At 72.8% G+C, this 25,832-nt stretch carries 19 protein-coding genes; 12 read left to right on the top strand and 7 right to left on the bottom strand.

The window, feature by feature from the left end:
• Positions 1 to 235: 235 nt before the first annotated feature.
• The 7 genes from ACFO3J_RS14400 to ACFO3J_RS14370 all read left to right on the top strand — a co-directional run bounded on the left by ACFO3J_RS14400 (position 236) and on the right by ACFO3J_RS14370 (position 8,473).
• Positions 236 to 901 (top strand): DUF4190 domain-containing protein, encoded by a 666-nt coding sequence (locus ACFO3J_RS14400; RefSeq protein ID WP_386429774.1) that lies wholly within the window; start codon positions 236 to 238, stop codon positions 899 to 901.
• Positions 902 to 1,012: 111 nt separating this feature from the next.
• Entirely contained in the window at positions 1,013 to 1,765 is a 753-nt protein-coding gene (locus ACFO3J_RS14395) for a GntR family transcriptional regulator (RefSeq protein ID WP_386429773.1), read from the top strand.
• 193 nt (positions 1,766 to 1,958) lie between these two features.
• Positions 1,959 to 2,408: an RpiB/LacA/LacB family sugar-phosphate isomerase gene (locus ACFO3J_RS14390; protein ID WP_386429772.1), complete on the top strand. Its 450-nt coding sequence runs from the start codon at positions 1,959 to 1,961 to the stop codon at positions 2,406 to 2,408.
• Positions 2,408 to 2,584, top strand: coding sequence for an SPOR domain-containing protein (locus tag ACFO3J_RS14385; protein ID WP_386429771.1), 177 nt, complete (start codon positions 2,408 to 2,410; stop codon positions 2,582 to 2,584). The genes ACFO3J_RS14390 and ACFO3J_RS14385 overlap by 1 nt, the downstream gene beginning before the upstream one ends.
• Entirely contained in the window at positions 2,581 to 2,967 is a 387-nt protein-coding gene (locus ACFO3J_RS14380; protein ID WP_386429770.1) for an NUDIX domain-containing protein, read from the top strand. Before ACFO3J_RS14385 ends, ACFO3J_RS14380 begins: the two co-directional genes overlap by 4 nt.
• Before the next feature lie 242 nt (positions 2,968 to 3,209).
• Positions 3,210 to 5,675 (top strand): SpoIIE family protein phosphatase, encoded by a 2,466-nt coding sequence (locus ACFO3J_RS14375; RefSeq protein ID WP_386429768.1) that lies wholly within the window; start codon positions 3,210 to 3,212, stop codon positions 5,673 to 5,675.
• Between the two features lie 251 nt (positions 5,676 to 5,926).
• Positions 5,927 to 8,473 (top strand): SpoIIE family protein phosphatase, encoded by a 2,547-nt coding sequence (locus tag ACFO3J_RS14370; protein WP_386430213.1) that lies wholly within the window; start codon positions 5,927 to 5,929, stop codon positions 8,471 to 8,473.
• A gap of 16 nt (positions 8,474 to 8,489) precedes the next feature.
• On the opposite strand, the gene ACFO3J_RS14365 is transcribed toward ACFO3J_RS14370, so the two are convergent.
• The 6 genes from ACFO3J_RS14365 to ACFO3J_RS14340 all read right to left on the bottom strand — a co-directional run bounded on the left by ACFO3J_RS14365 (position 8,490) and on the right by ACFO3J_RS14340 (position 16,130).
• Positions 8,490 to 9,206: a PspA/IM30 family protein gene (locus ACFO3J_RS14365; RefSeq protein WP_386429766.1), complete on the bottom strand. Its 717-nt coding sequence runs from the start codon at positions 9,204 to 9,206 to the stop codon at positions 8,490 to 8,492.
• 109 nt (positions 9,207 to 9,315) lie between these two features.
• On the bottom strand, positions 9,316 to 11,649 hold the full coding sequence (locus tag ACFO3J_RS14360; protein ID WP_386429764.1) for a TPM domain-containing protein: 2,334 nt from the start codon (positions 11,647 to 11,649) through the stop codon (positions 9,316 to 9,318).
• 405 nt (positions 11,650 to 12,054) lie between these two features.
• Complete coding sequence (locus ACFO3J_RS14355) at positions 12,055 to 12,825, bottom strand: succinate dehydrogenase/fumarate reductase iron-sulfur subunit (RefSeq protein WP_386429763.1); 771 nt, start codon at positions 12,823 to 12,825, stop codon at positions 12,055 to 12,057.
• A complete protein-coding gene (locus tag ACFO3J_RS14350; RefSeq protein ID WP_386429761.1) occupies positions 12,822 to 14,861 on the bottom strand; it encodes a fumarate reductase/succinate dehydrogenase flavoprotein subunit in 2,040 nt (679 codons plus the stop codon). Before ACFO3J_RS14350 ends, ACFO3J_RS14355 begins: the two co-directional genes overlap by 4 nt.
• Positions 14,862 to 15,716: a hypothetical protein gene (locus ACFO3J_RS14345; protein WP_386429759.1), complete on the bottom strand. Its 855-nt coding sequence runs from the start codon at positions 15,714 to 15,716 to the stop codon at positions 14,862 to 14,864.
• A gap of 126 nt (positions 15,717 to 15,842) precedes the next feature.
• The gene (locus ACFO3J_RS14340) at positions 15,843 to 16,130 is read right to left on the bottom strand and encodes a hypothetical protein (protein WP_386429757.1); all 288 of its coding nucleotides are present in this window, start codon (positions 16,128 to 16,130) and stop codon (positions 15,843 to 15,845) included.
• Positions 16,131 to 16,536: 406 nt separating this feature from the next.
• On the opposite strand from ACFO3J_RS14340, the gene ACFO3J_RS14335 reads away from it, so the two are divergent.
• Positions 16,537 to 18,351 carry an ABC transporter family substrate-binding protein gene (locus tag ACFO3J_RS14335; RefSeq protein WP_386429755.1) on the top strand — a complete coding sequence of 605 codons (1,815 nt, stop codon included), beginning with the start codon at positions 16,537 to 16,539 and terminating at the stop codon, positions 18,349 to 18,351.
• 95 nt (positions 18,352 to 18,446) lie between these two features.
• On the opposite strand, the gene ACFO3J_RS14330 is transcribed toward ACFO3J_RS14335, so the two are convergent.
• A complete protein-coding gene (locus ACFO3J_RS14330; protein WP_386429753.1) occupies positions 18,447 to 19,574 on the bottom strand; it encodes a hypothetical protein in 1,128 nt (375 codons plus the stop codon).
• A gap of 330 nt (positions 19,575 to 19,904) precedes the next feature.
• On the opposite strand from ACFO3J_RS14330, the gene typA reads away from it, so the two are divergent.
• From typA to ACFO3J_RS14310, 4 genes are all read left to right on the top strand, one after another.
• On the top strand, positions 19,905 to 21,773 hold the full coding sequence (gene typA, locus ACFO3J_RS14325; RefSeq protein WP_386429751.1) for a translational GTPase TypA: 1,869 nt from the start codon (positions 19,905 to 19,907) through the stop codon (positions 21,771 to 21,773).
• 408 nt (positions 21,774 to 22,181) lie between these two features.
• Positions 22,182 to 23,837 (top strand): peptide ABC transporter substrate-binding protein, encoded by a 1,656-nt coding sequence (locus ACFO3J_RS14320; protein ID WP_386429750.1) that lies wholly within the window; start codon positions 22,182 to 22,184, stop codon positions 23,835 to 23,837.
• Positions 23,838 to 23,972: 135 nt separating this feature from the next.
• On the top strand, positions 23,973 to 24,896 hold the full coding sequence (locus ACFO3J_RS14315; RefSeq protein WP_386429748.1) for an ABC transporter permease: 924 nt from the start codon (positions 23,973 to 23,975) through the stop codon (positions 24,894 to 24,896).
• Positions 24,889 to 25,821: an ABC transporter permease gene (locus ACFO3J_RS14310; protein WP_386429746.1), complete on the top strand. Its 933-nt coding sequence runs from the start codon at positions 24,889 to 24,891 to the stop codon at positions 25,819 to 25,821. The genes ACFO3J_RS14315 and ACFO3J_RS14310 overlap by 8 nt, the downstream gene beginning before the upstream one ends.
• Positions 25,822 to 25,832 lie beyond the last annotated feature (11 nt).

The following is a 25,832-nucleotide window of genomic DNA, read 5'->3' as shown; positions in this document are numbered from 1 at the left end:
GCCGTCTCCATCGCCGAGCGCGCCGGGTGCGCCGGACGCGCCGAGTGCGCCGGTTTCCCCGGCTTCGCCGCACGGCGCCCTGCCCACGTATCCGCAAGGCCCCTACGGCGGGCAGCCGGTCCACGCCGCCCCGGGCCCGGGGACGCCGCCGCCTTACCCGGGCGGGCCCTACGGCGCTCCCGGCCCGTACGGCTATCCGGGCCAGTATCCGGCCCCCTACCCCGCCCCTTATCCGATGCCCTACCCGCAGCAGCAGGGCTGGTACGTCCAGCGGCCGATGAACGGGCTGGCCGTCGCCTCGCTGGTGACCTCCCTGTGCTGTGCGTACCCCGTCGGTCTGATCCTCGGCATCGTCGCGCTGGTGCAGATCAGGCGCCGCGGCGAGCGCGGCAAGGGCCTGGCGATAGCCGGCGTCGTCGTCTCCGCCGTGATGACGGTGCTGGCGGCGCTGCTCATCGCCCTGGCGGTGACCGGCGCGCTGGACGAGGGCAATACGCGGGTGACGGACCTGGTGGCCGGCGACTGCTTCAACACGGTGCACGGCTCGCTGCCCGCCGACGGAGGGGTGGGTCTGCGGGCGGCGACCGTGGACGTGGTGCCCTGCTCGGACCGGCACGACGCCGAGACGTTCCGGGTCTTCCCGCTGAACGCCGGCCTCGACGGCGGCTATCCGGGACAGCACGAAGCCGCGGAGGCGGCCGGTGCCCAGTGCGCCGACTCCGCGGACGACTATCTCGCCGGCAACGCGCTGTCGGACAGCATGGACATCTACTCCTTCACGCCCGCGGAGGTGAGCTGGGACCGCGGCGACCGCGATGTGACCTGCTTCTTCGGCAGCCCGTCGGGCAAGGTCACCGGTTCGGTGGCGGACGCCGGCAGCGGGTCCGGCTTCGGGGTCTGATCCGGCGGCGGGGCGGCTCGCACTGCGGAGGGTAATGCTCAGGGGAAGGCTTGCGGTCGAGTACCGACCGTTGCCAAGCTGTCGCACACAGTCAACCCCTGGGAGTGGCACGTGGCCTTCGGTGAGCAGCCCGCCTACCTTCGCGTGGCGGGGGATCTGCGGCGGAAGATCCTCGACGGAACGCTGCCGCCGCACGCCCGGCTGCCGTCACAGGCCCGCATCCGTACCGAATACGGCGTATCGGACACCGTGGCCCTGGAAGCCCGCAAGGTGCTGATGGCCGAGGGCTTCGTGGAGGGCCGCTCCGGCTCGGGGACGTACGTGCGTGAGCGACCCCGGCCGCGCCGGATCGTCCGCAGCGGCTTCCGCCCCTCCGGCGCCCCGAGTGTCTACCGGCAGGAGCAGGCCGACGAGGCCAGTGAGGGGACCTGGGAGTCCCGCACCGTGCAGGACGCCGCGTCGGTGGAGGTCGCCGAGCGGCTCGGCATCGAGCCGGGCGACCGGGTGATGCGCACGCAGTATCTGCTGCGCGCCGAGGGCGAGCCGGCCATGATCTCCACCTCCTGGGAGCCGATGGCGCTGACCGCCCGCACCCCCGTGCTGCTGCCGGAGGAGGGGCCGGTCGGCGGACAGGGCGTGGTGCCCCGGATGGCCGCGATCGACGTCCTCGTGGACCACATGGCCGAAGAGGTGGCCGCGCGCCCGGGGCTCGCCGAGGAGACGGCGGCGCTCGGCGGGGTGCCGGGGCACATCGTGATCGAGATCCGGCGCACCTACTTCGCGTCCGGCCGCCCGGTGGAGACCGCGGACGTGGTGATCCCGGCGGAGCGCTACCGCGCGGTCTACCACCTCCCGGTGCGGTGAGCGCGCGCCGTAGTGCGCGCGGTCGTACGCGCCGCGGCGCGTACGACGGCCCGTGACGCGTGGCAGCGGTAACACCCTTGCTCCCAGGTTGAATTGACGCTGCGTCAACTTTTGGTCGAACGGCTGGCCGGATCAGTGCCTCTTCGTGTTATTCCGTACCCGCGCTGTGAACCTCGGGCGTAGGGTCGGGCATATGCGCATCGCCGTTTCATCGGACATGGATGAACCCGTGGCCCGTCACGCCGTCGACGAATTGAGACGTCGCGGCCACACCGTGCTGGCTTACGGGGCGCTGCGCCCCGGTGACCGCAAGGACTGGGCGTGGAGCGCGGAGGCCGCCGCGCGGGCGGTGACCGAGGGTGCGGCCGACCAGGCGGTGGTCTGCTGCTGGACCGGGACGGGCGCCTCCATCGCCGCCAACAAGGTCCCGGGCGTACGGGCGGCGCTGTGCGCCGACGCGTACACCGCGCGCGGGGCGCGCGTCTGGAATGACGCCAACGCGCTGGCGCTGAGCCTGCGTACGCTGTCCGGACCGGTGCTCGGGGAGATCCTCGACGCGTGGTTCGCGGCTTCGCCGAGCCGGGAGCCGGAGGACCGGCAGAACGTGGCGCACGTGAGCGCGCTGGAGGGGGTTTCCTCGTGATGGCCGAACTGATGTGGGTCCTCATACGGCAGGACGGCGGCGCCAACCGGTACCGGGTGGGGCGCTACGCGACCCGCGCCGAGGCCGAGCGGGTCGCCGACGCGCTGGTCAGCGGGCGCGAGCGCGTCTCCTATGTGATCGAACGGGTGCCCGCGCCCCGGGCGGCGCCGGCGTGAGCGGACGTGTCGTCGTCGGCGGGGCGCTGCTGCGCCGGGGGCGGCTGCTCGCGGCGCGGCGCACCGCGCCGGCCGAACTGGCCGGCCGCTGGGAACTGCCCGGCGGCAAGGTGGAGGACGGCGAGTCCCCGCCGCAGGCGCTGGTGCGCGAGCTGCGCGAGGAGCTGGGGGTGACGGTGCTGCCGCTGGAGCGGGTGCCGGGGGAGTGGGAGCTGCACTCCGGATACGTCCTCCAGGTCTGGACGGCCGCCCTGCTGGAGGGCGAGCCGCGGGCCCTCCAGGACCATGACGTGCTGCGCTGGGTGAGCGCGCCCGAGGCCGCCGCGCTCGACTGGCTCGACCCCGACCGCCCCGCCGTCGACTGGGCCGCCCGCCGCCTCTGAGACGGGCCCTGATCCCTCCGGCCCGCGCTTCCCCCGCCATCGCCCCAACCGCCGCCACCACCCGGACGGACCACCCGCCCGGGTGAGTTTCCGCGCCCCGCGCCCCCGCCGCGCCCTCCCCGCCGACGGCCGCCGCCCGGTCGCTGGATGCGTACGGATCGGGGCAATATCGGGTAGGACGGGATGAAACCTCTTGTGGAGCCGGGTACGGCCCGGACCGGACCCGGTGCGGGGGTGGACGGATGGGCGGCGACGCCGAGCGGGAGTGGCGGGTGGGGGACCCGCGCGGCGGCACCCTGCTGGACTCGCTCCGGGTCGCCGTCGTCATGCTGGACACCAGCGGCCGCGTCCTGCTGTGGAGCCCCCTCGCCGAGGACGTGCTCGGCTGGTCCGGGGAGAACATCGTGGGGCGGCGGGTCGGCGGACTGTTCGGGCCGCCCCGGGCGGGGCCCGGCGGGGCGGAGCAGCCCGGTCCGGCCGAGAAGATCCTCGGGGAACTGCTGCGCGACGGCCGGTGGAACGGCATCCTGTCGCTGCGGCACCGGGACGGGCACGCCGTGCAGGTGGAGACCCGGGCCAGCCTGCTGCTCGACGGCGACGGCCGTCCCTTCGTACTGGCGTCGATGGTGGAGACCAGCCGGCTGCGCACCCTGGAGCACGACCTCGCCGCCCTGGACTCGCTGTTCGCCACCTCCCCGCTCGGCGTCGCGATCTACGACAGCGAACTGCGCTACGTACGGGTGAACGAGGCGCTGGCCCGGATGAACGGCCTGCCCGTCTCGGCCCACCTCGGCCGTACCGTCACCGAGGTGCTGGACCCGGTCTCGGCGGGCGAGCTGGCCGAGTTGCAGCGCGAGGTGCTGGCCACCGGGCGCCCGGTCATCGACCTGGTGGCCTTCTCCCCGACCGGCAAGGGCTACCGCTCGCTGTCCTACCACCGGCTGGTGGACCGGGCCGGACGGGTGCTGGGCGTCAGTGCCACCGTCATCGACGTGACCGAACGCGTGCTGGCCGCCGAACGGGCGGAACGCGCCCGCCGCCGGCTGCTGCTGCTCGACGAGGTGGGCTCGCGGATCGCCGACGAGCTGGATGTGCGCCGGGCCGCCGAGGCCCTCGCCCAGGCGGTCGTACCGACCTTCGCCGACTTCGCCGGGGTGATCATGGACACCGGGATCGCCTCGGGCGGTGACCTGCCCACCCTGCCCTACAACGTCGGCACCGAGCTGCGGCACATCGGCAGCGCCGCGGTGCACTGGGGGCCGCTGGTGCACCAGATGCTGCGGCCGGGCGGCCGGATCGGCTACTACGAGGACTCGGTGTTCGCCAGCGTGCTGAACACCGGCCAGCCCCGGATGATCAACTCGGTGGAGGAGCTGCGGCAGATCACCTATCCGGGCGACCCCTCGGTGCTGGCGTCGATCGAGCTGGGCCTGGCCTCGATGCTGGTGCTGCCGCTGCGGGCCCGGGGCGTGGTGCTGGGACTGCTGGTGGTGGCCAGGGCCCGGGGCCGCGAACCCTTCGACGGCGAGGACCTCACCCTGGCCGTCGAGCTCGCCGACCGCGCCGGCACCGCCCTGGACAACGCCCGGCTGTACGTACGGGAGCGCCAGGGCGCCCTCACCCTCCAGCGCAGCCTGCTGCCGCAGCGCGTGGCCACCCCGCCGGGCGTGACCATCGCCTTCCGGTACGTGCCGGGCAGCAGCGGCGCCGAGGTGGGCGGCGACTGGTTCGACGTGATCCCGCTGGCCGGCGGCCGGATCGCCTTCGTCTGCGGCGATGTGATGGGCCACGGACTGCGGGCCGCCGCGACCATGGGCCGGCTCCGGACGGCGGTACGCACCCTCGCGGGTCTGGACATGCCGCCCGACGAACTGCTGCGCCGGGTCAACGACCTGGGCGACGACCTCGCCCAGAGCCAGGCCGAGGGATGGATGGCCACCGCCGTCTACGCCGTCTACGACCCCTCCTCGCGCCGCTGCGCCATCGCCCAGGCGGGCCATATGCCGCCCGTGCTGGTGGAGGCCAAGGCCGACCCCACGGTCTGCGACGCCCGGCTGCTCGACCTGCCCACCGGAGTGCCGCTGGGCGTCGGCGGAGTGCGCTTCGAGACCACCGAGCTGGACGTACCCGACGGCTCGGTCCTGGTGCTGTTCACCGACGGCCTGGTCGAGTCCCGGGGACAGGACATCGGCACCGGCCTGGAGCGGCTGCGGGTCACGCTGTGCCGCCGGCTGGACTCGCTGGAGGACGCCTGCGACGACCTGCTGGCCGCCATGGTGCCCGGCGGGGACCCGGACGACGTGGCGCTGCTGATGGCCCGGCTCGGCGGGCTGCCGGCCGGCTCCACCGCGCACTGGAACTTCCCCGCCGAGGCCGGCGCCGTACGACTGGCGCGCGGCAGGGTCCGTGACACCCTGGTGGAGTGGGGCCTGGCCCCGCTGTCGGATGTCACGGTGCTGCTGGTCAGCGAGCTGGTCACCAACTCGCTGCGGTACGCGCACGGCCCGATCGGGGTCCGGATGGTCCGCGGTGCCTCCCTGCTGGTGGAGGTCTCCGACCCGCTGCCGGACCCGCCGCGCGAGCGGGTGGCCGCGGTGGACGACGAGGGCGGCCGGGGCCTGCAACTGGTGGCCGGCGCCTCGCGGCGGTGGGGGACGCGGCACGGCTCCCAGGGCAAGACCGTCTGGTTCGAACTGGCGCTGCCATGACGGCCGCTGTGCGGGCGGTCACCCGGGTGGCGGGGCGGTCCGCCGCCATGGTTCGAAGGCATCGTGCCGGGTATGCCGAAGGGGCAGGAGACAGAAGGGTGGCCGTGGTGTTCCGGGGACGAGCCGCATACCCCAGGGGCCGAGATGATGCTGTGATCGACAAGACCGTGTGCTGGACGGTCGTCATGCTGAATACTCAGCTCCAACCGGTCCATGTGTGCTGAGCTGGAGGGGTCGGGCGAGTGAGCGACATGCCAGCAGGTGCGGTTCCGCCCCCAGACGGCACCGACGAGGCGCGCGACGCCGTCTGGCGGTCGAGTCCGCCCGGCTCCATCTACGACTACATACGCCTCGCCGCCTTCGCGCTGGACCGGGACGGCCGGATCGAGCAGTGGAGCCACCGCGCCGAGGAGTTCTTCGGCGTCACCGCCGCCGAGGCACTCGGCCAGGACCCGATCGCCGCCTTCGCCCCGCCGGACGTCCAGGCGCGCGGCCATGAGCGCCTCTCTCAGATCCTCGACGGCCGCGAGTGGAACGGCCTGGTGCCGTACAAGGACGCCAGCGGCGCCGAGGGGCTCGCCGAGGTCTATCTGATGCCCTCCGACCAGGGCGCGCTGTGCATCGCGGTGGATGTGGCCACCCTCCGCCAGATCGAGACCGACCTGGCCGCCTCGCAGGCCGTCTTCGGGCAGTCCCCGATGGGCTTCGTGCTCTTCGACACCGAACTGCGCCTGATCCGGGTGAACGAACGATTCGCCGCCGTCTTCGGCCGCTCCGCCGAGGAGCACCACGGCCGCGGCCCGCACGACTTCCTGTCCCGGGTGGAGGCCGACCGGCTGAACGGCGCGCTGCGCCAGGTGCTGGAGACCGGCGAGCCGGTGCTGGACATGCCGCTGGTCGGCACCGTGCCCGGCGACCCGCGCCGGCGCCGCTGGTCGATGTCGCTCTACCGGCTGCACAGCGGCGACGGGCGCCCGATCGGTGTCGCCGGGCTCGCGATGGACGTCACCGGGCGGCAGCGCGCCGAACGCGAGGCCGCGCACGCCCGCCGCAATCTCGCGCTGCTCAACGAGGCGGGCTCCCGGATCGGCACCTCGCTGGACCTGGAGACCACCGCGCGGGAACTGCTGGACGTGGCGGTCCCGCACTTCTGCGACCTGGCTTCGGTCGACCTCTACCAGGCGCTGCTGTCCGGCGTCGAGGACCTGGCCAGCACCACCGACCGCAGCGGCGACGTACGCCGGGTGGCGTTCGCCAGCGCGATCTCGGACGCCCCGGTGGCGATGGCCGCCGACGACGGCGAGAGCACCGGGGACGGCCCGGTCCCGGTCGGCGCGGTGCACCGCTACCGGTTCGGCTCGGCCGGCGCCCGGGCGCTGCGCACCGCCCAGCCGCAGGTGCTCGACAGCGAGCAGGACCACGGCAACCCGCTGGTGCAGTCCACCCTGGTGGTGCCGATGGTGGCCCGGGACATCGTGCTGGGCCTGGTGCAGTTCTCCCGGGCCAAGGGCAGCGAGCCGTTCACCGACCGCGACCGGATGCTGGCCGAGGAACTCGCCGCCCGCGCCGCCATATTCATCGACAACGCCCGCCTCTACCGCCGCGAGCACGAACGCGCCCTGATCCTCCAGCGCAGCCTGCTGCCGCCGGACGACCCGGAGGCGGCCGGCCTGGACATCGCCTGCCGCTATCTGCCCGGCAGCATGGAGACCGAGGTCGGCGGCGACTGGTTCGACGTCATCGAACTGCCCGGCCACCGTACGGCCCTGGTGGTCGGCGACGTGATGGGCCGCGGGCTGCGGGCCGCGGTCGCGATGGGCGAACTGCGCACCGCCGTACGCACCCTGGCCATGCTCGACCTCGAACCCGCCGAGGTGCTGGGAGCGTTGGACGAAGTGGCCAGCGGGCTCGGCGCCCCCGCCAGGGGCGGCACCCGCCGGGCCAAGGAGCGCGGTGACGCCGACCTCAGCGAGGTCTATCTCGCCACCTGTATCTACGTGGTCTACGACGCCGTCACCCGCCGCTGCACCATCGCCAACGCCGGCCATCTGCCGCCGGTGGTGGTCGAGCCGGGCGAGACCCCGCTGCTGCTGGAGGTGCCGCGCGGGGTGCCGCTCGGGGTCGGCGGTGAGCCGTTCGAGGAGATCGAGGTCGAGCTGACCGACGGGGCGCTGCTGGCCCTGTACACCGACGGCCTGGTGGAGTCCCGCAGCCATCCGCTGGACGAGGGCCTGGACGCCTTCCGGGCCGCGCTGGCCGGCCCGGCCAGGCCGCTGGAGGACGTCTGCGACCATGTGCTGGCCACCTTGGACACCGCGCACGGCGAGGACGACATCGCGCTGCTGATGGCCCGGATCGCCGGCCTGTCGCCGGACAAGGTGGGCGACTGGACGCTGGAGCCGCAGCCCACCTCGGTGGCCAGGGCCCGTGAGCTGGCCCATGAGCAGCTGCTCGGCTGGGGTCTCGACCAGCTGGTGGACACCACGGAACTGCTGGTCAGCGAGCTGGTCACCAACGCGCTGCGGCACGGCTACGGCGACATAAGGCTGCGGCTGCTGCTGGACCGGACGCTGGTCTGCGAGGTCTGGGACAACGCGCTGATGCAACCGCGCCGCCGGCGCGCCCAGGACACCGACGAGGGCGGGCGCGGCCTCCAGCTCGTCGCGATGCTCAGCCAGAGCTGGGGCAGCCGCCGCACCCACCGCGGCAAGACGGTGTGGTTCGAACTGGCGCTGCGCGGCGGGGCGGGCCCCGCGTCGGCCGGCCCTTCGGTGGACGACCTGCTCAGCATGTTCTGAGCGCGGCGCACGCCCGCTAGGCGGTCCCCGACTTCAGGCGGGCCAGCCGCTCCTCGACCTCGGCGGTGTCCGACTGCGGGTCGAGCCGCTCGAACCAGCCGTCCAGCGTGGACGCGGCCGGCGCGTGCTTTCCCGCCACCCGGGCCTCCTCGCGGCGCATCTTCTCCTCGAAGCGGTTCAACTCGCCCGCCGGGTCCAGCACATCGATGCTCTTGAGCGCGTCCAGCAGCTGATCGCGCGGTGTGCCGGACCGCGAGCGGGTCACCAGCTCGTCCCGGGCGGTCTGGAGGCGGTCCAGCTTCCGCTTCATCTTGTCCAGACCCGACTTGAGGGTGGTCACCAGCTCGGTCTGTGCCACGATGCTCGGCTCGGCGATCTTCGCCTCCTTCTCGCACTGGAACTGGCGGCTCAGCGCGATCCTGGCGAGGGTGTCGAACCGGTCGCCCTCGGCTCCCCGGTCGGCGATCCGCAGCGCGTCGGCCTTGCGGCTCGCGGAGCGAGCCTGGGTGCCCCACTCGGCGGCGGCCCCGACATCCTCGGCGTGGTCCTGCTGCATCAGCCGCAGGTTGCGGACGGTGGCCGTCACGGCCTCCTCGGCGGCGGTGATGGTCTCCCGGTAGTCGCGGATCAGCTGGTCGATCATCTTCTGCGGGTCCTCGGCCTGGTCGAGGAGCGCGTCGACGTTCGCCTTGGCGAGCTGGGCCACCCGGCCGAGGACGGTCTGCTTGGACATACGTACTCCCTGTGCCTCGATCTTCCGTTCGGCCATCCGGCTGGCGGTCTCGTGCGGTGATCTCCCGTGCGCGGTGGGGGCGTGATGCGGGCGCCGTGCGGGGCGCCGGTCAGAACCGTCCGCCGCCGCCCATCCGGCCCCGGGTCCGGCCGCCGCCGAAGCTGCCGGGGCCCGGGCCGCCGTCTCCGTCCTGGTCCCGGCCGCTGTCGCTGTCGCCGTCGTCGGTCTCGTTGTCGCTGTCGCGGTCGGCGTCGCCGCGGCTGCCGGGGTCGCCGCTGAGCAGGATCCCGCCGAGCACCGCGCCGACCGTCCCGTCCGTACCGCCGCCTTCGCGCCGGCCGGTGCCGGGCCGCCCGGGCTCGGCGGACTCCCCGGCGTCACCGGGACCGCCCGGACCGCCCGGCTCCCCGTAGCCGGTCAGGTCCTGCCGGGCCAGGGCCTGGGCGTCGCGGGCCAGCCGGTCGGCCCGCCGGGCGTGCTCCAGCGCGTCCGGGACATCGGGGTCGGCGGCCGACTCGGCGAGCCGCAGCCGGCGTTCGGCCTCGGTGAGCCGGGTACGCGCCCGGCTGCCGATCGCCCCCCGGTGCGTGGTGACGACGTCCCGGGCGGCGGCCACCTCGCTGCGGGCCGCCAGCAGGGCCTGCTCCAGCAGCACCCGGCCGCGCGGCCCGCCGTCCTCCGGCCCGCCGTCCGTCCGCTCCGGCGCCCCGGCCGGCAGCGGGTCGAGTTCCGCCGCCGCCTCCTCCACCCGGCGCAGCGCGGCGATCGGGTCGTAGCGGCCGGCCGCCAGCTCCCGCCGTACGTCCGCCAGCACCGCCGCCGCCCGCGCGACCCCCTCCCGCAACCGCGCCTCGGCCACCCCGGGCCCGAAGTCCCCGCCGCCGGCCGGGGGCCGGGCGGCGGCCTCGGGTTCGGTGCGCGGGACCGTACCCGGGCCGGCGGCCGGGCCCGCTTCCGCGATCACGCTGTCCTCCCGGCCCGCGCCCGGCCGCCCGCCCGGGGTGCCGCCGCCGAGCAGGCCGCGGGTCCGCTCCAGGCCGGCGTCGGTACGGGCCAGCGCGTCGCGCAGCCCGCTGTCGGCGGCCGCCAGCTCGCGTTCCCGGCGGGGTACGGAGTCGGCGAGGGTGGCCGCCTGGTCGAGCGCGCTCTCGGCGGCGCGGACGAAGACCGCGACCCGGCCGTGGTCGGCGCCGAGGGCGGCGCGGGCCTGGTCGAGGCTGGTACGGGCGAAGCCGAGCCGGTCGCGGGCCTCGGCCGGGTGGCCGGCCACCGGCTCCAGCGCGGAGTCCGCGTAGCGGCGCGCGAGCGGGCCGAGCGCGGTCTCGGCGGCGGCGATCCGGTCGGGCAGCGCGGTGGCGGCGGCCTCGGCCCGCTCCAGGATCTGCGGGGCGTTCTCCTCCATCGCGCGCAGCCGGTCGAACGCCTCCGACTCGGCGTCCAGGCGCCGGTTGGCCTGGGTGCAGCGGGAGAGGATCTCGTCCAGTATCTGGCGCCGGGTCTCGTCGTCCGCGGGGAAGGCGTCGTCCAGGCCCTGGCGCAGCCGGAAGGCCGCGGTCAGCTCGCTCTGGGCGTACTCCACCGCCTCCCCGAAGGGCCGGGCCGCGTCGTCCCCGAGCTGGGCCGCCGCGAAGCCGACGTCCTCCTGGCTGGTGCGGACCGCGTCGTCGGTGGCCACCAGCAGCTGCCGCGCCTGCTCGTCCAGTTCCGGCAGCGGGGTGATGGGAGTGGTCCGTCTGGGGCGCGGCCGGGCGCCCTCCCAGGCGACGGCCGCCCGCGGCGCCGGACGGACCGCGGGCTTCGTGCCGCCGCGCCGCCGGCGGTAGGCGTACAGGCCCACCCCGGCGGCCACCGCCAGCGCGGCCGCCGGGATCCACAGCTCGGCGGCGCCGTCACCGGTGTCCGGATCGCCGGGGTCGGGCGAGCCCGGGGTGATGGCCGGCGCGCTCACCGGGCGGCCGGCCAGCACCGCCTCGTAGCCGTCGGCGGCGCCGATGGCGGCGCCCGCCCAGTCGTTGGAGCGCAGCGCGGGCTCGATCGCCGCGTCGCTGACCTCGTTGAGCTGCCGCTGGGTGAGCCCGGAGTCCTGGTCGGCGGAGACCGCGTACTGCCGGTCGTGGGTGGCCACCGCCAGCAGCAGGTCCTTGCGGCCGAGGCCGTTCTTCACGGCGGTGGCGTTGGCCCAGTCCTGCGGGCTGTCGCCGGAGAAGCCGCCGACGTAGACCACGAACAGCTGGATGCCTCGGTCGTCGTAGAGCAGGCGCAGCGCGGCCCGCACGGACGGCGCCCGGCGGCCCAGCGCGTCGACGGTGTCGGTGATCCGCCCGGCGCGGGCCAGCCGGGCCGGGTCGTCGGCCCGCGCCTCCCCGGCCGGCAGGCTCAGCCATACGGCGACGGCACCGACAGCCGCGAGGAACGCTGGGACCGCCCGACGTCTCTTGCGCACCGCGCCGCCTCCCGCTGCCGCGCCACGACCCACCGCGTGGCTCCTTTTGGGAGGCTATGTCCGCATGGCCTGCGGCGCGACCGCTGACTCGGCTCCGCGCCCCGCCCCAGCCCCGCCGCTGCTGGAGCCGCCCGGCCCGCCCGGCACGCGGGCGGCCTGCCCCGGCTGCCTCGCCGGGGGCCATGGTGGGGGCACCTCCCGGCGGTGGCCGGGGGAGCGTGCCGGACGCCGCGCACCCCGGCAGGGTTTTTCGGCCGTGGCGCCAGCCGCGCTGCTGGAGCCGCCCGGCCCGCCCGGCACGCGGGCGGCCTGCCCCGGCTGCCTCGCCGGGGGCCATGGTGGGGGCACCTCCCGGCGGCAGCCGGGCACGCCGCGGGCCCGGCAGGCCGCCCGGCCTGCGCGTCGCTACTTCGGGCGGCGGCCGATCTTGGAGCCCAGCCAGACCAGCGGGTCGTATTTGCGGTCCACCGCGCGTTCCTTGAGGGGGATCAGCGCGTTGTCGGTGATCTTGATGTGCTCGGGGCAGACCTCGGTGCAGCACTTGGTGATGTTGCAGTAGCCGAGGCCGTGGTCCTCCTGGGCGGAGGAGGCGCGGGTCAGGCCGGTGTCGGCGGCGGCGTCCAGCGGGTGCATGTCGAGTTCGGCGATCCGCATCAGGAAGCGCGGACCGGCGAAGGAGGTCTTGTTCTCCTCGTGGTCGCGCACCACATGGCAGGTGTCCTGGCACAGGAAGCACTCGATGCACTTGCGGAACTCCTGCGAGCGCTCCACATCCACCTGCCGCATCCGGTACTCGCCGGCCGCCACGCCCTCCGGCGGGACGAACGCCGGGATCTCACGGGCCTTGGCGTAGTTGAAGGACACATCGGTGACCAGGTCCCGGATCACCGGGAAGGTGCGCATCGGGGTCACCGTGACCGTCTCGTCCCGCTCGAAGACCGACATCCGGGTCATGCACATCAGCCGCGGCCGGCCGTTGACCTCCGCGCTGCACGACCCGCACTTGCCCGCCTTGCAGTTCCAGCGCACCGCCAGATCCGCCGCCTGGGTGGCCTGCAGCCGGTGGATGATGTCCAGCACGACCTCGCCGTCATTGACCTCGACGTCGTAGTCCCGCAGCTCACCGCCCGCCGCGTCGCCCCGCCAGACCTTGAAACGCGCCGTGTAGCCAGTCACCGGTCGAGCTCCTCGTCCGTCAGGTATTTGAGCAGCTCGTCCCGTTCGAACAGGGCGAGCAGATCCGGCCGTATCGGGTCCATCGGACTGCGGCGCAGGCTGATCCGGCTGTCCGCCAGGCCCGGCAGCTCCGCGCGGGACCCCGCGCTGTCCGCGCCGCCGGCCGGCCCGGCCAGCTCGCAGACCAGATTGACCTTGCGCCAGACCCGGTCCATGCCCGGGTGGTCGTCGCGGGTGTGGCCGCCGCGGCTCTCGGTGCGCTCCAGCGCGGCCCGCGCCACGCACTCGCTGACCAGCAGCATGTTCCGCAGGTCGAGCGCCAGGTGCCAGCCGGGGTTGAACTGCCGGTGGCCCTCCACACCGGCCCGCCGGGCCCGCCGCCGCAGCGTGGCCAGCCGGTCCAGCGCCTGTTCCATCTCCGGGCCGCGCCGGATGATGCCCACCAGGTCGTTCATCACCTGCTGGAGCTCCTGGTGCAGGGTGTACGGGTTCTCCGGCGGCCCGTCGCCGGCCGCGGTCTCCGCTTCCGCCTCCGCGCTGAACGGCCGCAGCGCCTCGGCCGCCGCCGCGTCGATCTGCTGCTGGGAGGCGACCGGCCGCGCGCCGCCGGTACCGGCCGCCGAGCCCGCGCCCGGTGCCAGTCCCGCCGCGTACTCCGCCGCGAAGAGTCCCGCCCGCCGCCCGAAGACCAGCAGGTCGGACAGCGAGTTGCCGCCGAGCCGGTTGGAGCCGTGCATACCGCCGGCCACCTCGCCGGCCGCGAACAGGCCCGGCACCCCGAGCGCCGCCGCGGTGTCCGGCTCCACGGCCACGCCGCCCATCATGTAGTGGCAGGTCGGGCCGACCTCCATCGGCTCGGCGGTGATGTCCACGTCCGCCAGTTCCTTGAACTGGTGGTGCATCGACGGCAGCCGCCGCCTGATCTCCTCGGCCGGCAGCCGCGTGGACACGTCCAGGAAGACCCCGCCGTGCGGGGTGCCGCGGCCCTCCTTGACCTCGGAGTTGATCGCCCGGGCCACCTCGTCGCGGGGCAGCAGCTCCGGCGGCCTGCGGTTGTGGTCGGGGTCGGCGTACCAGCCGTCCGCCTCGGCCTCGTCCTGGGCGTACTTCTCCTTGAAGACGTCCGGGATGTAGCCGAACATGAACCGCTCGCCCTCGCTGTTGCGCAGCACCCCGCCGTCACCGCGCACCGACTCGGTGACCAGGATGCCCTTCACCGACGGCGGCCAGACCATGCCGGTGGGGTGGAACTGGATGAACTCCATGTTGATCAGCGGCGCCCCGGCCAGCAGGGCCAGCGCGTGCCCGTCGCCGGTGTACTCCCAGGAGTTGGAGGTCACCTTGAAGGACTTGCCGATGCCGCCGGTGGCCAGCACGACGGCGGGCGCGTCGATCACGAACAGCCGCCCGGACTCGCGTACGTAGCCGAAGACGCCGGCCACCCGGGCGCCGCCGCCCGCGCCGCCCGCGCCGCCCGAACCGTCCGGGGCGCCGTCCTCCTTGAGGATCCTGGTGACCGTGCACTCCTGGAAGACCTTCAGCCGGGCCTCGTAGTCGCCGGTCTCGGCGAAGTCCTCCTGCTGGAGCGAGACGATCTTCTGCTGGAGGGTGCGGATCAGCTCCAGGCCGGTGCGGTCGCCGACATGGGCGAGCCGCGGGTACTCGTGGCCGCCGAAGTTGCGCTGCGAGATCCGGCCGTCCGCGGTGCGGTCGAACAGCGCGCCCCAGGTCTCCAGCTCCCAGACCCGGTCCGGCGCCTCCTTGGCGTGCAGTTCGGCCATCCGCCAGTGGTTGAGGAACTTGCCGCCGCGCATGGTGTCGCGGAAGTGCACCTGCCAGTTGTCCCCGGAGTTGACATTGCCCATGCTGGCCGCGATGCCGCCCTCGGCCATCACCGTGTGGGCCTTGCCGAACAGCGACTTGCAGATCACAGCGGTCCGCATGCCCCGCTCCCGCGCCTCGATCGCGGCCCGCAGGCCCGCGCCGCCCGCGCCGACCACGACCACGTCGTAGGCGTGCCGTTCAACGTTCGTCATCTAGAAGAACCTCGGATCGTCGAAGACGCCGCTCGCCACCAGGTACACATAGAAGTCCGCGACGGCGACGCTGATCAGCGAGGACCAGGCGAGCAGCATGTGGCGGGAGTTGAGCACCCCGACCCAGCCCCACAGCCGGTAGCGCACCGGGTGGGCGGAGAAGTGGCGCAGCTTGCCGCCGATGATGTGCCGGCAGGAGTGGCAGGACAGGGTGTACGCCCAGATCAGCGCGATGTTGACGACCAGGACCAGGGTGCCCAGGCCCGCGTGGCCCCAGGCGCCGTGCGGGTCGCGGAAGGCGAGCACGGTGTCGAAGGTGAGGATGCCCGCCACCGGGAGCGCCAGATAGAAGAAGTACCGGTGGACGTTCTGCAGGATCAGCGGCAGCCGTGTCTCGCCGGTGTACTTCGCGTGCGGCTCGGCGACCGCGCAGGCCGGCGGCGACGCCCAGAAGCCGCGGTAGTAGGCCTTGCGGTAGTAGTAGCAGGTCAGCCGGAAGCCGAGCGGGAAGACCAGCACCAGCAGCGCCGGGGACAGCCCCCACCAGGAGCCGAACAGGTGCCAGTCGGCGCCGCCGTTCATGTCCGCGCAGTTGGACGCCAGGCAGGGCGAGTAGAAGGGCGATACGTACGGGGCCGCGTAGTAGTGCGAGTTGGCGAAGGCCCGCCAGGTGGAGTAGGCCACGAAGGCGGCCAGGCCCAGCGCGGTGACCAGCGGGGGCACCCACCACCGGTCGGTCCGCAGATGCGCGGCGGTGATCGCGGCGCGTCCGGGCGTACGGACGCCGCGGGCGGCTTTCGGCGGCCCGGCTTGCGGCGGGCTGGTGGCGGTCGAGGGGGTCGTTCCGGTGGCCAAAGGGGACTCCGAAGGAGCGGGGGGTGAGGGGATGGCGCGACGGGCGCGCCGCGGCCGGCCGGGCGGCGCCGAGCGGCGGCGCCGGTAACAGGGGGCCGGTACGGGGAGGCGCGCGGTCGGGCGCGGTCAGGGCGCGTGCCGGTGGGGCGAGCCCAGCCCCTCGTCCTCGGCGTCCGTCCACAGTCCGCGGTCGTAGGGCGCGTCCGGGATCGACACCATCTCGACGGTGCGGTTGCCGGCCGTGATCGGCACCGAGTCCTGGAGCAGATGGAGGCTTTCGCGCAGATGGCCCGCGTCCGCCCGGACCCGGCGCATGTCCAGGCTGTCGCCCGCGTGCTCGTCCAGCCGGGCTACGCAGCGCATCAGGTCGTCGAGCCGGCGCTGAACCGAGGTCAGGTCGTCGTGCAGGGACATGGGGGTGCCCTCACCATCTGCCGCCGTGCGGTGGGTGACGCGTGATCCGCGGTGGTGACGCTGCCGCGCATGCGAGTGTCGCGCGTCACACCGCGTCTTGTGAAGACGGCTGCAGGGATTCACGGTTCGGGCCACGCGGGGCCTCGCGCGGCCCGGGGGCCGGGGCAGGGGGGTGTGCCGGAGGCGATGCCGGGCCGGACCCGGCGCCTCGGGTGATCCGTGCGGCCGGACGGGTGGTGTCGGCGGCGCCGGCCGGCGCGTCGGGCCCGGCACGGGGTACGGGTGCGATGGCATAAGCCCAAGAATCGTCCTATCAGCGGCATATAAGAGCAGCCGATCATGTCCCCGGCGTATGGCGTACGCAGGCCGTACGGGCCGCCGCCGGCTCCGCGGAGGTAGCACACCCATGAACCGCAGCCCCCTGAGCAGCCCCCTGAGCGGTGGCGCGCCACCGGCCCTCCCCGTCGCGGCGCCCCGGCGCCCGGCGGTGCGGATCGCCGTGGCGCTCGCCGCGGGGGCCGCGCTGACGCTGACCGCGTGCTCCTCCGGGAGCACCAAGGCGGCCGGCACCGCCGGCACCGATGTGGCGACCGTCGCCCGGAGCGGGGTCCGCGACGGCGGCACCCTGCGCTGGGCGGTGGACCAGCTGCCGCGCACCCTCAACGCCTTCCAGGCCGACGCGGACTCCGACACCACCACCGTGGCCGGCGCGACCCTGCCGCTGATGTTCCGGCTCGACGCGCACGGCGACCCGAAGGCCGACCCCGACTACGTCGCCAAGGCCGAGGTGAGCAAGCAGGCACCGCGCCAGGTGGTCACCTACCAGCTCAACCCGCTGGCCAAGTGGACCGACGGCAAGGCGATCGGCGCGGCCGACTTCATCGCCCAGTGGAAGGCGCTGGGCGGGCGCGACTCCGCCTACTGGACCGCCCGCAACGCCGGTTACGACCGGATCGCCGGCATCCGGCAGGGCGCCGACGCCCACCAGGTCGAGGTCACCTTCGCCACGCCCTACGCCGACTGGCGCTCGCTGTTCAGCCCGCTCTACCCGACCTCGGTCACAAGCAGCGCCGACGCCTTCAACGAGGGCGCCCGCACCGCACTGCCGGTCTCCGCCGGGCCCTTCGCGCTGAAGGCGGTGGACGCCAAGGCGAAGACGGTCACCCTGGTGCGCAACCCGTCCTGGTGGGGCAAGCCCGCCAAGCTCGACCGGATCGTGCTGACCGCGGTGCCGCGCGCCGCCCGGCCGACCCAGCTGGCGGCCGGCACACTGGATCTCGCCGAGATCGACCCGACCGCGCTGGCCGCGGTGCGCGGGTCCGCCGGCCTCGCCGTGCGCAAGGCACCCGACGCCGCCTACGCGCAGCTGGCCATCAACGGCACCAGCGGCCCGCTCACCGACGAGCGGGTCCGCCACGCGGTGGCGCGGGCCATCGACCGCAAGAAGATCGCCGCGGCCGTGCTCAAGCCGCTGGGGCTGCCGGCGGTGGCGCTCGGCAACCACCTGGTGCTGCCCTCGCAGCGCGGCTACGCGGACCACAGCTCGGCCCTGGGAGCCGCCGACCTCCAGCAGGCACAGGCGCTGCTGGGCGCGGCCGGCTGGAAGCGGTCCGCGGCCGAGACCGGGGAGAAGGCGGCCGGGCCCGGGCGGGCGGCGGCCTCCGGGGCGCTCACCGTGGTGGAGCCGAGCCGGGTGGTCACCAAGGGCGGCAAGCAGCTCTCGCTGCGCTTCGTCCTGCCGTCGGACTCGCCGACGCTGGACGACGTCGGCGGGCGGATCGCCCGGATGCTGTCCGGGATCGGCATCCGTACCGAGATCAGCAAGGTGAGCGGGGCGACCTACTTCCAGGACCACATCGCCTCGGGCGACTTCGACCTGGCCCTGTGGTCGTGGCCGGGCAGCGCCTATCCGGCCACCGACGACACGCCGATCTTCGCCAAGCCCGTCCCCGCCTCGGACGGCTCGCTCAACGTCGCGCAGAACTACTCCCGGGTCGGCACCGACCAGATCGACCAGCTGCTCACCAGGGCCGGCTCCGAACTCGACAGCGGCGCCGCCCGCGACCTCACCGCCAAGGCCGACGCCCGCATCTGGGCCGCGGCCGGCTCCATCCCGCTCTACCAGCGCCCCCAGGTGGTGGGCCTGCGCACCTCGGTGGCCAACGCGGGAGCCTTCGGCTTCCAGACCCCCGCCTACCAGGATCTCGGCTTCCGCAAATAGCTCCGGCAGCTCCGGGGCGACTCGGCGGGCTTCCCGGCGGGCCGGGGGCAGGGCGCTTGCCCTGGTCCCGGCCCGCCGGCTTCGTCCGCCGGGGATCACCCCGCCGGGACGCGGACCGGCGTGCCGCTGATCACGGCGGCCACCACCGCCACCCGGCGCAGGCCGGGGGCCAGCGCGGCCGCCTTCGCGAGCGAGGCCCGGGCCGCGTCGTGGCGGCCCAGGGCGGACTGAGCGGCCGCGCGGGTGAGATGCGCCTCGGTGAGGGTCGAGGAATCGGGGGCCATCCGGACGGCGTAGGCCGCCTTCTTCTCGGCCTGCGAGGGGTTCCCCTCGAAGAGCGCGGCAAGGGCGGCGAGGCCGTTGACCCGCAGCTGCGGGCCCTGCTCGTCGCGCAGCTCCGCCATGGCCGCGTTGAACCGGGGCAGCGCGTCCTGCGGCGCCCAGTGGCCTGCCTCCATGGCGCAGGCCAGCGTCGCCGCGAAGGTCCGCAGCGCGTCGAGTCGCAGCCGGCGTGACTCCAGTTCGGTACGGAGCGCCCAGCTCTCCCGCGCCGCGTCGTCGTAGCGGCCCTCGGCGAGGGCGAGCGCCGCCTCCATCGCCCGGCGCTGCGGCCGCCGGGACGGCTCCGCCCCGGCGAGCGCGGCCCGCATCACGTCGATCCGCCCGGCCGCCAGCGCCCGGGCGGCGGCCAGTGACACGGGGTCGTGCGCCCACTCGGCGAGGTCCGACACCCGGCCGCCGAAGGGCAGCCGGAAGAGGGTCCAGGCCCGGGAGGTGACGGTGCCGGGCTTGATGACGCCGAACAGCACCGACCAGGTGGCCATGCCCCAGCCCAGCGGCGCCGCCGCTCCGCCGGAGAGGATCAGCGCCGCCGCGACGGCCAGCTCCGCCAGCACGGCGAGCACCGTCGCCCGCCACAGCCGCAGGCCCTGCTCCGCCCGCTCGGTGACCACCACGCACGCGTAGCACAGGATCAGCGGCAGTGAGCGGAAGGTCACCAGCCGGCCGCCGCGTACGGTCGATCCCAGCCGCCGGCCGACACCGACCGAGGACCACACCACGGCCAGCCCGGCGGGACGGGTCGCCGCGAGCAGGAACAGCTGGCTCAGATTGACCTCCAGCAGCGTGCCGAGGAAGAACAGCAGCAGCCCGTCGGATCCCCCCATGTGCAGCCTGCCCCCGCCGGCCAGCCCGCCGATCACCACGGCGAGCGGCAGCACCACCAGCCGCGGGGAGATCCGCCGCCGCGCGGGTGCTTCCCGCGGGCCTGGCGGCGGTCCGCCGGGCAGTGGTAGGGCCGTGGTAGGGGGTATCGGGCGGGAATCTGCCCCGGACGGGGGCTGGTTCGTGGACACGAGTGGTGATCCTGGCAGGTCTGCACCCGGTCCGACCAGCGGTTAAGGCCGCTTGTCGGACGAGCCAGCCGTCCCTGCGACCGGGACGGGCCAGGGCCCGTACCATGGGGGGAGGCCGTGGCTCGACCTTGCCCGGCAGGCGAGCGCGTCGAATGAGGGGCGCGACGTCATCCACGATTCCGGGAGAAGCGCCCCAGCATGTCCACGCGCCACGACATTCGTAACGTCGCCATCGTCGCCCACGTCGACCACGGCAAGACGACCCTGGTCGACGCCATGCTGAAGCAGGCCGGCGCGTTCGCCGCGCACCAGCATCTGGACGACCGGATGATGGACTCCAACGACCTGGAGCGCGAGAAGGGCATCACCATTCTCGCGAAGAACACCGCCGTCAAGTACCACCCCAAGGGTGGCGGCGAGGTCATCACGATCAACATCATCGACACCCCGGGCCACGCCGACTTCGGCGGTGAGGTGGAGCGCGGCCTGTCGATGGTCGACGCGGTCGTGCTGCTGGTGGACGCCTCCGAGGGCCCCCTGCCGCAGACCCGCTTCGTGCTGCGCAAGGCGCTGGCCGCGAACCTGCCGGTCATCCTGTGCGTCAACAAGACGGACCGCCCCGACTCGCGGATCGACGAGGTGGTCAACGAGACGTACGACCTGTTCCTCGATCTGGACGCCACCGAGGAGCAGATCGAGTTCCCGATCGTCTACGCCTGCGCGCGGGACGGCGTCGCCTCGCTGACCAAGCCGGCCGACGGCACCGTGCCGGCCGACAGCGACAGCCTGGAGCCGTTCTTCTCCACCATCCTGTCCACCGTTCCGGCCCCCACCTACACCGAGGGCGCGCCGCTCCAGGCGCATGTCACCAACCTCGACGCGGACAACTTCCTCGGCCGTATCGCGCTGCTCCGGGTGGAGGAGGGCGAGCTGCGCAAGGGCCAGCAGGTCGCGTGGATGAAGCGCGACGGCTCGGTGAGCCAGGTCAAGATCACCGAACTGCTGATGACCGAGGCGCTCACCCGCAAGCCGGCCCAGATGGCCGGCCCCGGTGACATCTGCGCGGTGGCCGGCATCCCGGACATCACCATCGGCGAGACCCTCGCCGACCTGGAGAACCCGGTCGCGCTGCCGCTGATCACGGTCGACGAGCCCGCGATCTCGATGACCATCGGCACCAACACCTCCCCGCTGGTCGGCAAGGGCGGCAAGGGCCACAAGGTCACCGCCCGCCAGGTGAAGGACCGCCTCGACCGGGAGCTGATCGGCAATGTCTCGCTCCGCGTGCTGCCGACCGAGCGCCCGGACGCCTGGGAGGTGCAGGGCCGCGGTGAGCTGGCACTGGCCATCCTGGTCGAGCAGATGCGCCGTGAGGGCTTCGAACTGACCGTCGGCAAGCCGCAGGTGGTCACCAAGATCGTCGACGGCAAGGTCCACGAGCCGGTCGAGCGGATGACGATCGACTGCCCCGAGGAGTACCTGGGCGCGATCACCCAGCTCATGGCGGTCCGCAAGGGCCGGATGGAGACCATGACGAACCACGGCTCCGGCTGGGTGCGCATGGAGTTCGTCGTGCCGGCCCGGGGCCTGATCGGCTTCCGCACCGACTTCCTCACCGACACCCGGGGCACCGGCATCGCGCACAGCATCTTCGAGGGCCACGAGCCGTGGTTCGGTGAACTGCGGACCCGTAACAACGGCTCGCTGGTCGCCGACCGGGCCGGGGTGGTCACCCCGTTCGCGATGATCAACCTCCAGGAGCGGGGCGTGATCTTCGTCGAGGCGACCACCGAGGTCTACGAGGGCATGATCATCGGTGAGAACTCGCGTACCGACGACATGGACGTGAACATCACCAAGGAGAAGAAGCTCACCAACATGCGCGCCGCGTCGGCGGACAACACCGAGAACGTGGTGCCGCCGCGCAGGCTCTCCCTGGAGCAGTCGCTGGAGTTCTGCCGCGAGGACGAGTGCATCGAGGTCACTCCGGAGACGGTCCGCATCCGCAAGGTGGTGCTGGACCAGAAGGAGCGCGGCCGCAGCGCCTCGCGCGCCAAGCACGGCTGAGCCGCCGGGTGTCGGCACCGGGCCATGGGTGAGCCGACACGCTGAGTGAGCGAAGGGGTCCGGGGAAAACTCTCCGGACCCCTTTGGTCTGCCTTCTGACCGTCCGCTATTCGGACGCTCTTCATCGTTAGCTATGTCACATCGTCCGATTCGAGGCTGTCTGTCACCTTACGGAATGTCCGGATTTTGGAACATGTAACGCTGCGATGTGATCAAAGCGAGACCTTCCGCTGGTCCATCCGGCCTCCATCGTGACGGATAGTGGACGAAGTTGAGCTCGGGTCAATGGGTCATGCGCTGGTATGCGGCGCCGACTCACGAGCGCGGAAGGCCGCAGTCGCTGTCAGGGGTGTCAGCGCGTTCGGCCTTCCTTTCACGTAGCGACAGTGACTCCTGAGGAGGCAACCCATGCGCGGTGCCAACAGCGCCAAGTGGGTAGTGGGGGCGGCGGTCATCGCCCTGGCAGCAACGGCCTGCGGTTCCGGCGGATCGAGCGACGGAAAGAGCAGCGCCGGCGGTTCGAACGACGGCATAGTCCGGGCCTGGTGGGGTGATCCCCAGAACCCCCTGGAGCCCGCGAACACCAATGAGGTCCAGGGCGGCAAGGTCATGGACATGATCTTCATGGACCTCAAGGAGTACGACCCCTCGACGGGCAAGGCCAACCTTGAGGCCGCCCAGTCGATCACCACCAACGACCAGCAGAACTTCACCATCAAGCTGAAGCCCGGTCTGAAGTTCTCCGACGGCACCCCGGTGACCGCCAGCTCGTTCGTGGACGCCTGGAACTACGGCGCGCTGGTCACCAACGCCCAGCTGAACGCGTACTTCTTCGAGGACATCGACGGCTACAACGCCGTGCACCCCGCCGCCGAAGGCGCCAAGCCGACCGCCAAGACCATGTCCGGTCTGAAGGTCGTCAACGACCAGACCTTCACGGTCAAGTTGACCCAGAAGTTCTCCACCTGGCCGGACCGGCTCGGCTACAAGGCGTTCGCGCCGCTGCCGACGTCGTTCTTCACCGACCACGCCGCGTACCTGAACAAGCCGGTGGGCGACGGTCCGTACATGGTGAAGTCCTACACCAAGGGCTCCAGCATGCTGCTGGTCCCGAACCCGAACTACACCGGACCCAGCAAGCCCAAGAACAAGGGCGTGCTGCTGAAGGTCTACACCGACGAGAACACCGCCTACGCCGACCTGCAGGCGGGCAACCTGGACGTCGACGACTCCATCCCGGCCCAGGACCTCAGCCACGTCAAGGCGGACACCGACGGCCGCTACCTCAACCAGCCGGCCGGCATCAACCAGACCATCTCCTTCCCGCTGAACCAGAAGGCGTGGAACAAGCCGGGCATGGACAAGGTGCGCCTCGGCCTGTCGATGGCGATCGACCGCAAGACGATCACCGAGAAGATCTTCCAGGGCACCCGTACCCCGGCCACCGACCTCACCTCCCCGGTGCTGGGCACGGCCGGCGGCTACAGCCCGGGTCTGGCCGGCGACGCCACCACGTACAACCCGACCAAGGCCAAGCAGCTGATCGAAGAGGGCGGCGGCATCCCCGGCGGCCACATGACGATCGCCTACAACGCCGACACGGGTTCGCACAAGCAGTGGGTCGACGCGGTCTGCAACAGCATCAACCAGGTGCTGGGCGACAACAAGGCCTGCGTCGGCGCCCCCACCGGCACCTTCGCGGACTTCCGCAACCAGATCACCAAGGGCGAGGAGACCAACCCCTTCCGCTCCGGCTGGCAGATGGACTACCCGCTGATCGACGACTTCCTGACGCCGCTCTACGCGACCGGCGGCAGCTCGAACGACTCGAAGTACAGCAACCCGCAGTTCGACGCGCTGATCAAGCAGGCGAACGCGGAGCCGGACACCGCCAAGGCGACCGCGCTGTACCAGCAGGCCGAGAAGCTCCTCTTCAAGGACATGCCGGTCATCCCGCTGTGGTACCAGAACGGCGGCGCCGCCTGGTCCTCGCGGGTGTCCAACGTGAAGGAGAACGCCTTCAGCTACCCCGTCTTCACGGACATCACGGTCAACGGCAAGTGACCTGACCGGTACGCGCCCGCCCTCCGACCCCGGAGGGCGGGCGCGCGCAGGGGGAACTGACAGCAACCGCTCGCGGTACGGATGCCGGCCCGGGGCCCAGCCCCGGCCGGCGTCTGCCCGATCCCTGGAGGGCAGATGGGGCGCTACGTCATCAGGCGACTGCTCCAGATGGTTCCGGTCTTCATCGGCACCACGTTTTTGATCTTCGTCATGGTCTACGCGCTCGGCGACCCGGTGGCCGCCATGTTCGGCGACCGTGCCCCCGACCCTGCCACGGCGGCCCAGATCCGGCACCAGCTGTACCTGGATCACTCGCTGCCGGCCCAGTACATCCACTACATGGGCCAGATCTTCACCGGTGACTTCGGCCAGAGCGCCACCGGCCAGCCGGTGACGCAGCTGATGGGCTCCGCGTTCCCGGTGACCGCCCGGCTGACCCTGGTGGCCTTCGCCATCGAGGCGGTCGTCGGCATCGGACTCGGCCTGCTGGCCGGCCTGCGCCGGGGCCGGTTCGCCGACACCGGCGTGCTGGCGTTCACCCTGCTCGTGGTCTCCGTCCCCACCTTCGTCACCGGCTACCTGCTGCAGTACTTCGTCGGCGTCAAGTGGCACATAGCCAACCCGTCGGTGGCCGACGGCGCGCCGCTGGGCGACCTGATCATGCCGGCCGTGGTGCTGGCCGGTGTGTCGCTGGCCTACGTGGCCCGGCTGACCCGTACCTCGGTGGCGGAGAACTCCCGCGCCGACTACGTACGCACCGCCATCGCCAAGGGGCTGCCCAAGCGCCGGGTGGTCACCGTCCACCTGCTGCGCAACTCGCTGATACCGGTGGTGACCTTCCTCGGCACCGACATCGGCGGCCTGATGGCCGGCGCCGTCGTCACCGAGCGGATCTTCAACATCCACGGTGTCGGCTACCAGCTCTACCAGGGCATCCTGCGCAACAACCCGCCGACCGTGGTCGGCTTCGTGACGATCCTGGTGATCGTCTTCCTCGCCGCCAACCTGCTCGTCGACCTGCTCTACGCGGTCCTGGACCCGAGGATCCGGTATGTCTGAGACCACCCCCACCGCGGTCCTCGAAGACGGCACCGCCACCACCCCGGACGGCCTGGCCGTACCCACCGAGAAGCGCGACAAGCCGCGCAGCCTGTGGAACGACGCCTGGCACGACCTGAGCCGCAAGCCGATGTTCTACATATCCGGCCTGCTGATCCTCTTCCTGATCGTCATCTCGATCTGGCCGGGCCTCATCGCCGGCGGCGACCCGCTGAACTGCAATCTGATCGACTCGCAGTCCGGTCCGACCAGCGGCCACCCCTTCGGCTTCGACACCCAGGGCTGCGACGTCTACACCCGGGTGGTGTACGGCGCCCGCGCCTCGGTCTCGGTCGGCATCTTCTCCACCCTCGGGGTCGCGATCCTCGGCTCGGTGCTGGGCGGTCTGGCCGGCTACTTCGGCGGCTGGTGGGACGCGATCCTGTCCCGGATCAGCGACATCTTCTTCGGCATCCCGATCCTGCTCGGCGGAGTGGTGTTCCTGTCCGTGGTCAAGGGCGGCACGGTCACCACCGTGTCCACCTTCATGATCCTGCTGGGCTGGCCGCAGATCGCCCGGATCGCCCGCGGCGCGGTGATCACCGCCAAGCAGCAGGACTACGTGCTGGCCGCCCGGGCACTGGGCGCCGGCCACTCCCGGATGCTGCTGCGCCACATCGCGCCCAACGCGCTCGCCCCGATCATCGTGGTGGCGACCATCGCGCTGGGCACGTACATCTCGCTGGAGGCGACCTTGTCGTTCCTCGGCGTCGGCCTCAAGCCGCCGGCCGTCTCCTGGGGCATCGACATCTCCGCCGCCTCCGAGCAGATCCGCAACGCCCCGCACATGCTGCTGTGGCCCGCGGGCGCGCTGAGCGTCACGGTGCTGGCGTTCATCATGCTCGGCGACGCGGTACGCGACGCACTCGACCCCAAGCTGCGCTAGGAGGGCCTACG

Source organism: Streptomyces polygonati, assembly GCF_042650325.1.
GTDB classification, from domain to species: domain Bacteria; phylum Actinomycetota; class Actinomycetes; order Streptomycetales; family Streptomycetaceae; genus Actinacidiphila; species Actinacidiphila polygonati.
Note: the sequence above shows the minus strand (reverse complement) of the source record. Positions and strands in the feature narration are given on the sequence as shown.

Excerpts from the sequence above, each read along its gene's own strand:
- ACFO3J_RS14375 (WP_386429768.1), top strand. The coding sequence starts at position 3,210 with ATGGGCGGCGACGCCGAGCGGGAGTGGCGGGTGGGGGACCCGCGCGGC.
- ACFO3J_RS14320 (WP_386429750.1), top strand. The coding sequence starts at position 22,182 with ATGCGCGGTGCCAACAGCGCCAAGTGGGTAGTGGGGGCGGCGGTCATC.
- ACFO3J_RS14335 (WP_386429755.1), top strand. The coding sequence starts at position 16,537 with ATGAACCGCAGCCCCCTGAGCAGCCCCCTGAGCGGTGGCGCGCCACCG.
- ACFO3J_RS14340 (WP_386429757.1), bottom strand. The coding sequence starts at position 16,130 with ATGTCCCTGCACGACGACCTGACCTCGGTTCAGCGCCGGCTCGACGAC.
- ACFO3J_RS14400 (WP_386429774.1), top strand. The coding sequence starts at position 236 with ATGCCCTACCCGCAGCAGCAGGGCTGGTACGTCCAGCGGCCGATGAAC.
- ACFO3J_RS14350 (WP_386429761.1), bottom strand. The coding sequence starts at position 14,861 with ATGACGAACGTTGAACGGCACGCCTACGACGTGGTCGTGGTCGGCGCG.
- ACFO3J_RS14315 (WP_386429748.1), top strand. The coding sequence starts at position 23,973 with ATGGGGCGCTACGTCATCAGGCGACTGCTCCAGATGGTTCCGGTCTTC.
- ACFO3J_RS14370 (WP_386430213.1), top strand. The coding sequence starts at position 5,927 with ATGCCAGCAGGTGCGGTTCCGCCCCCAGACGGCACCGACGAGGCGCGC.
- ACFO3J_RS14310 (WP_386429746.1), top strand. The coding sequence starts at position 24,889 with ATGTCTGAGACCACCCCCACCGCGGTCCTCGAAGACGGCACCGCCACC.
- typA (WP_386429751.1), top strand. The coding sequence starts at position 19,905 with ATGTCCACGCGCCACGACATTCGTAACGTCGCCATCGTCGCCCACGTC.
- ACFO3J_RS14390 (WP_386429772.1), top strand. The coding sequence starts at position 1,959 with ATGCGCATCGCCGTTTCATCGGACATGGATGAACCCGTGGCCCGTCAC.
- ACFO3J_RS14365 (WP_386429766.1), bottom strand. The coding sequence starts at position 9,206 with ATGTCCAAGCAGACCGTCCTCGGCCGGGTGGCCCAGCTCGCCAAGGCG.
- ACFO3J_RS14385 (WP_386429771.1), top strand. The coding sequence starts at position 2,408 with ATGGCCGAACTGATGTGGGTCCTCATACGGCAGGACGGCGGCGCCAAC.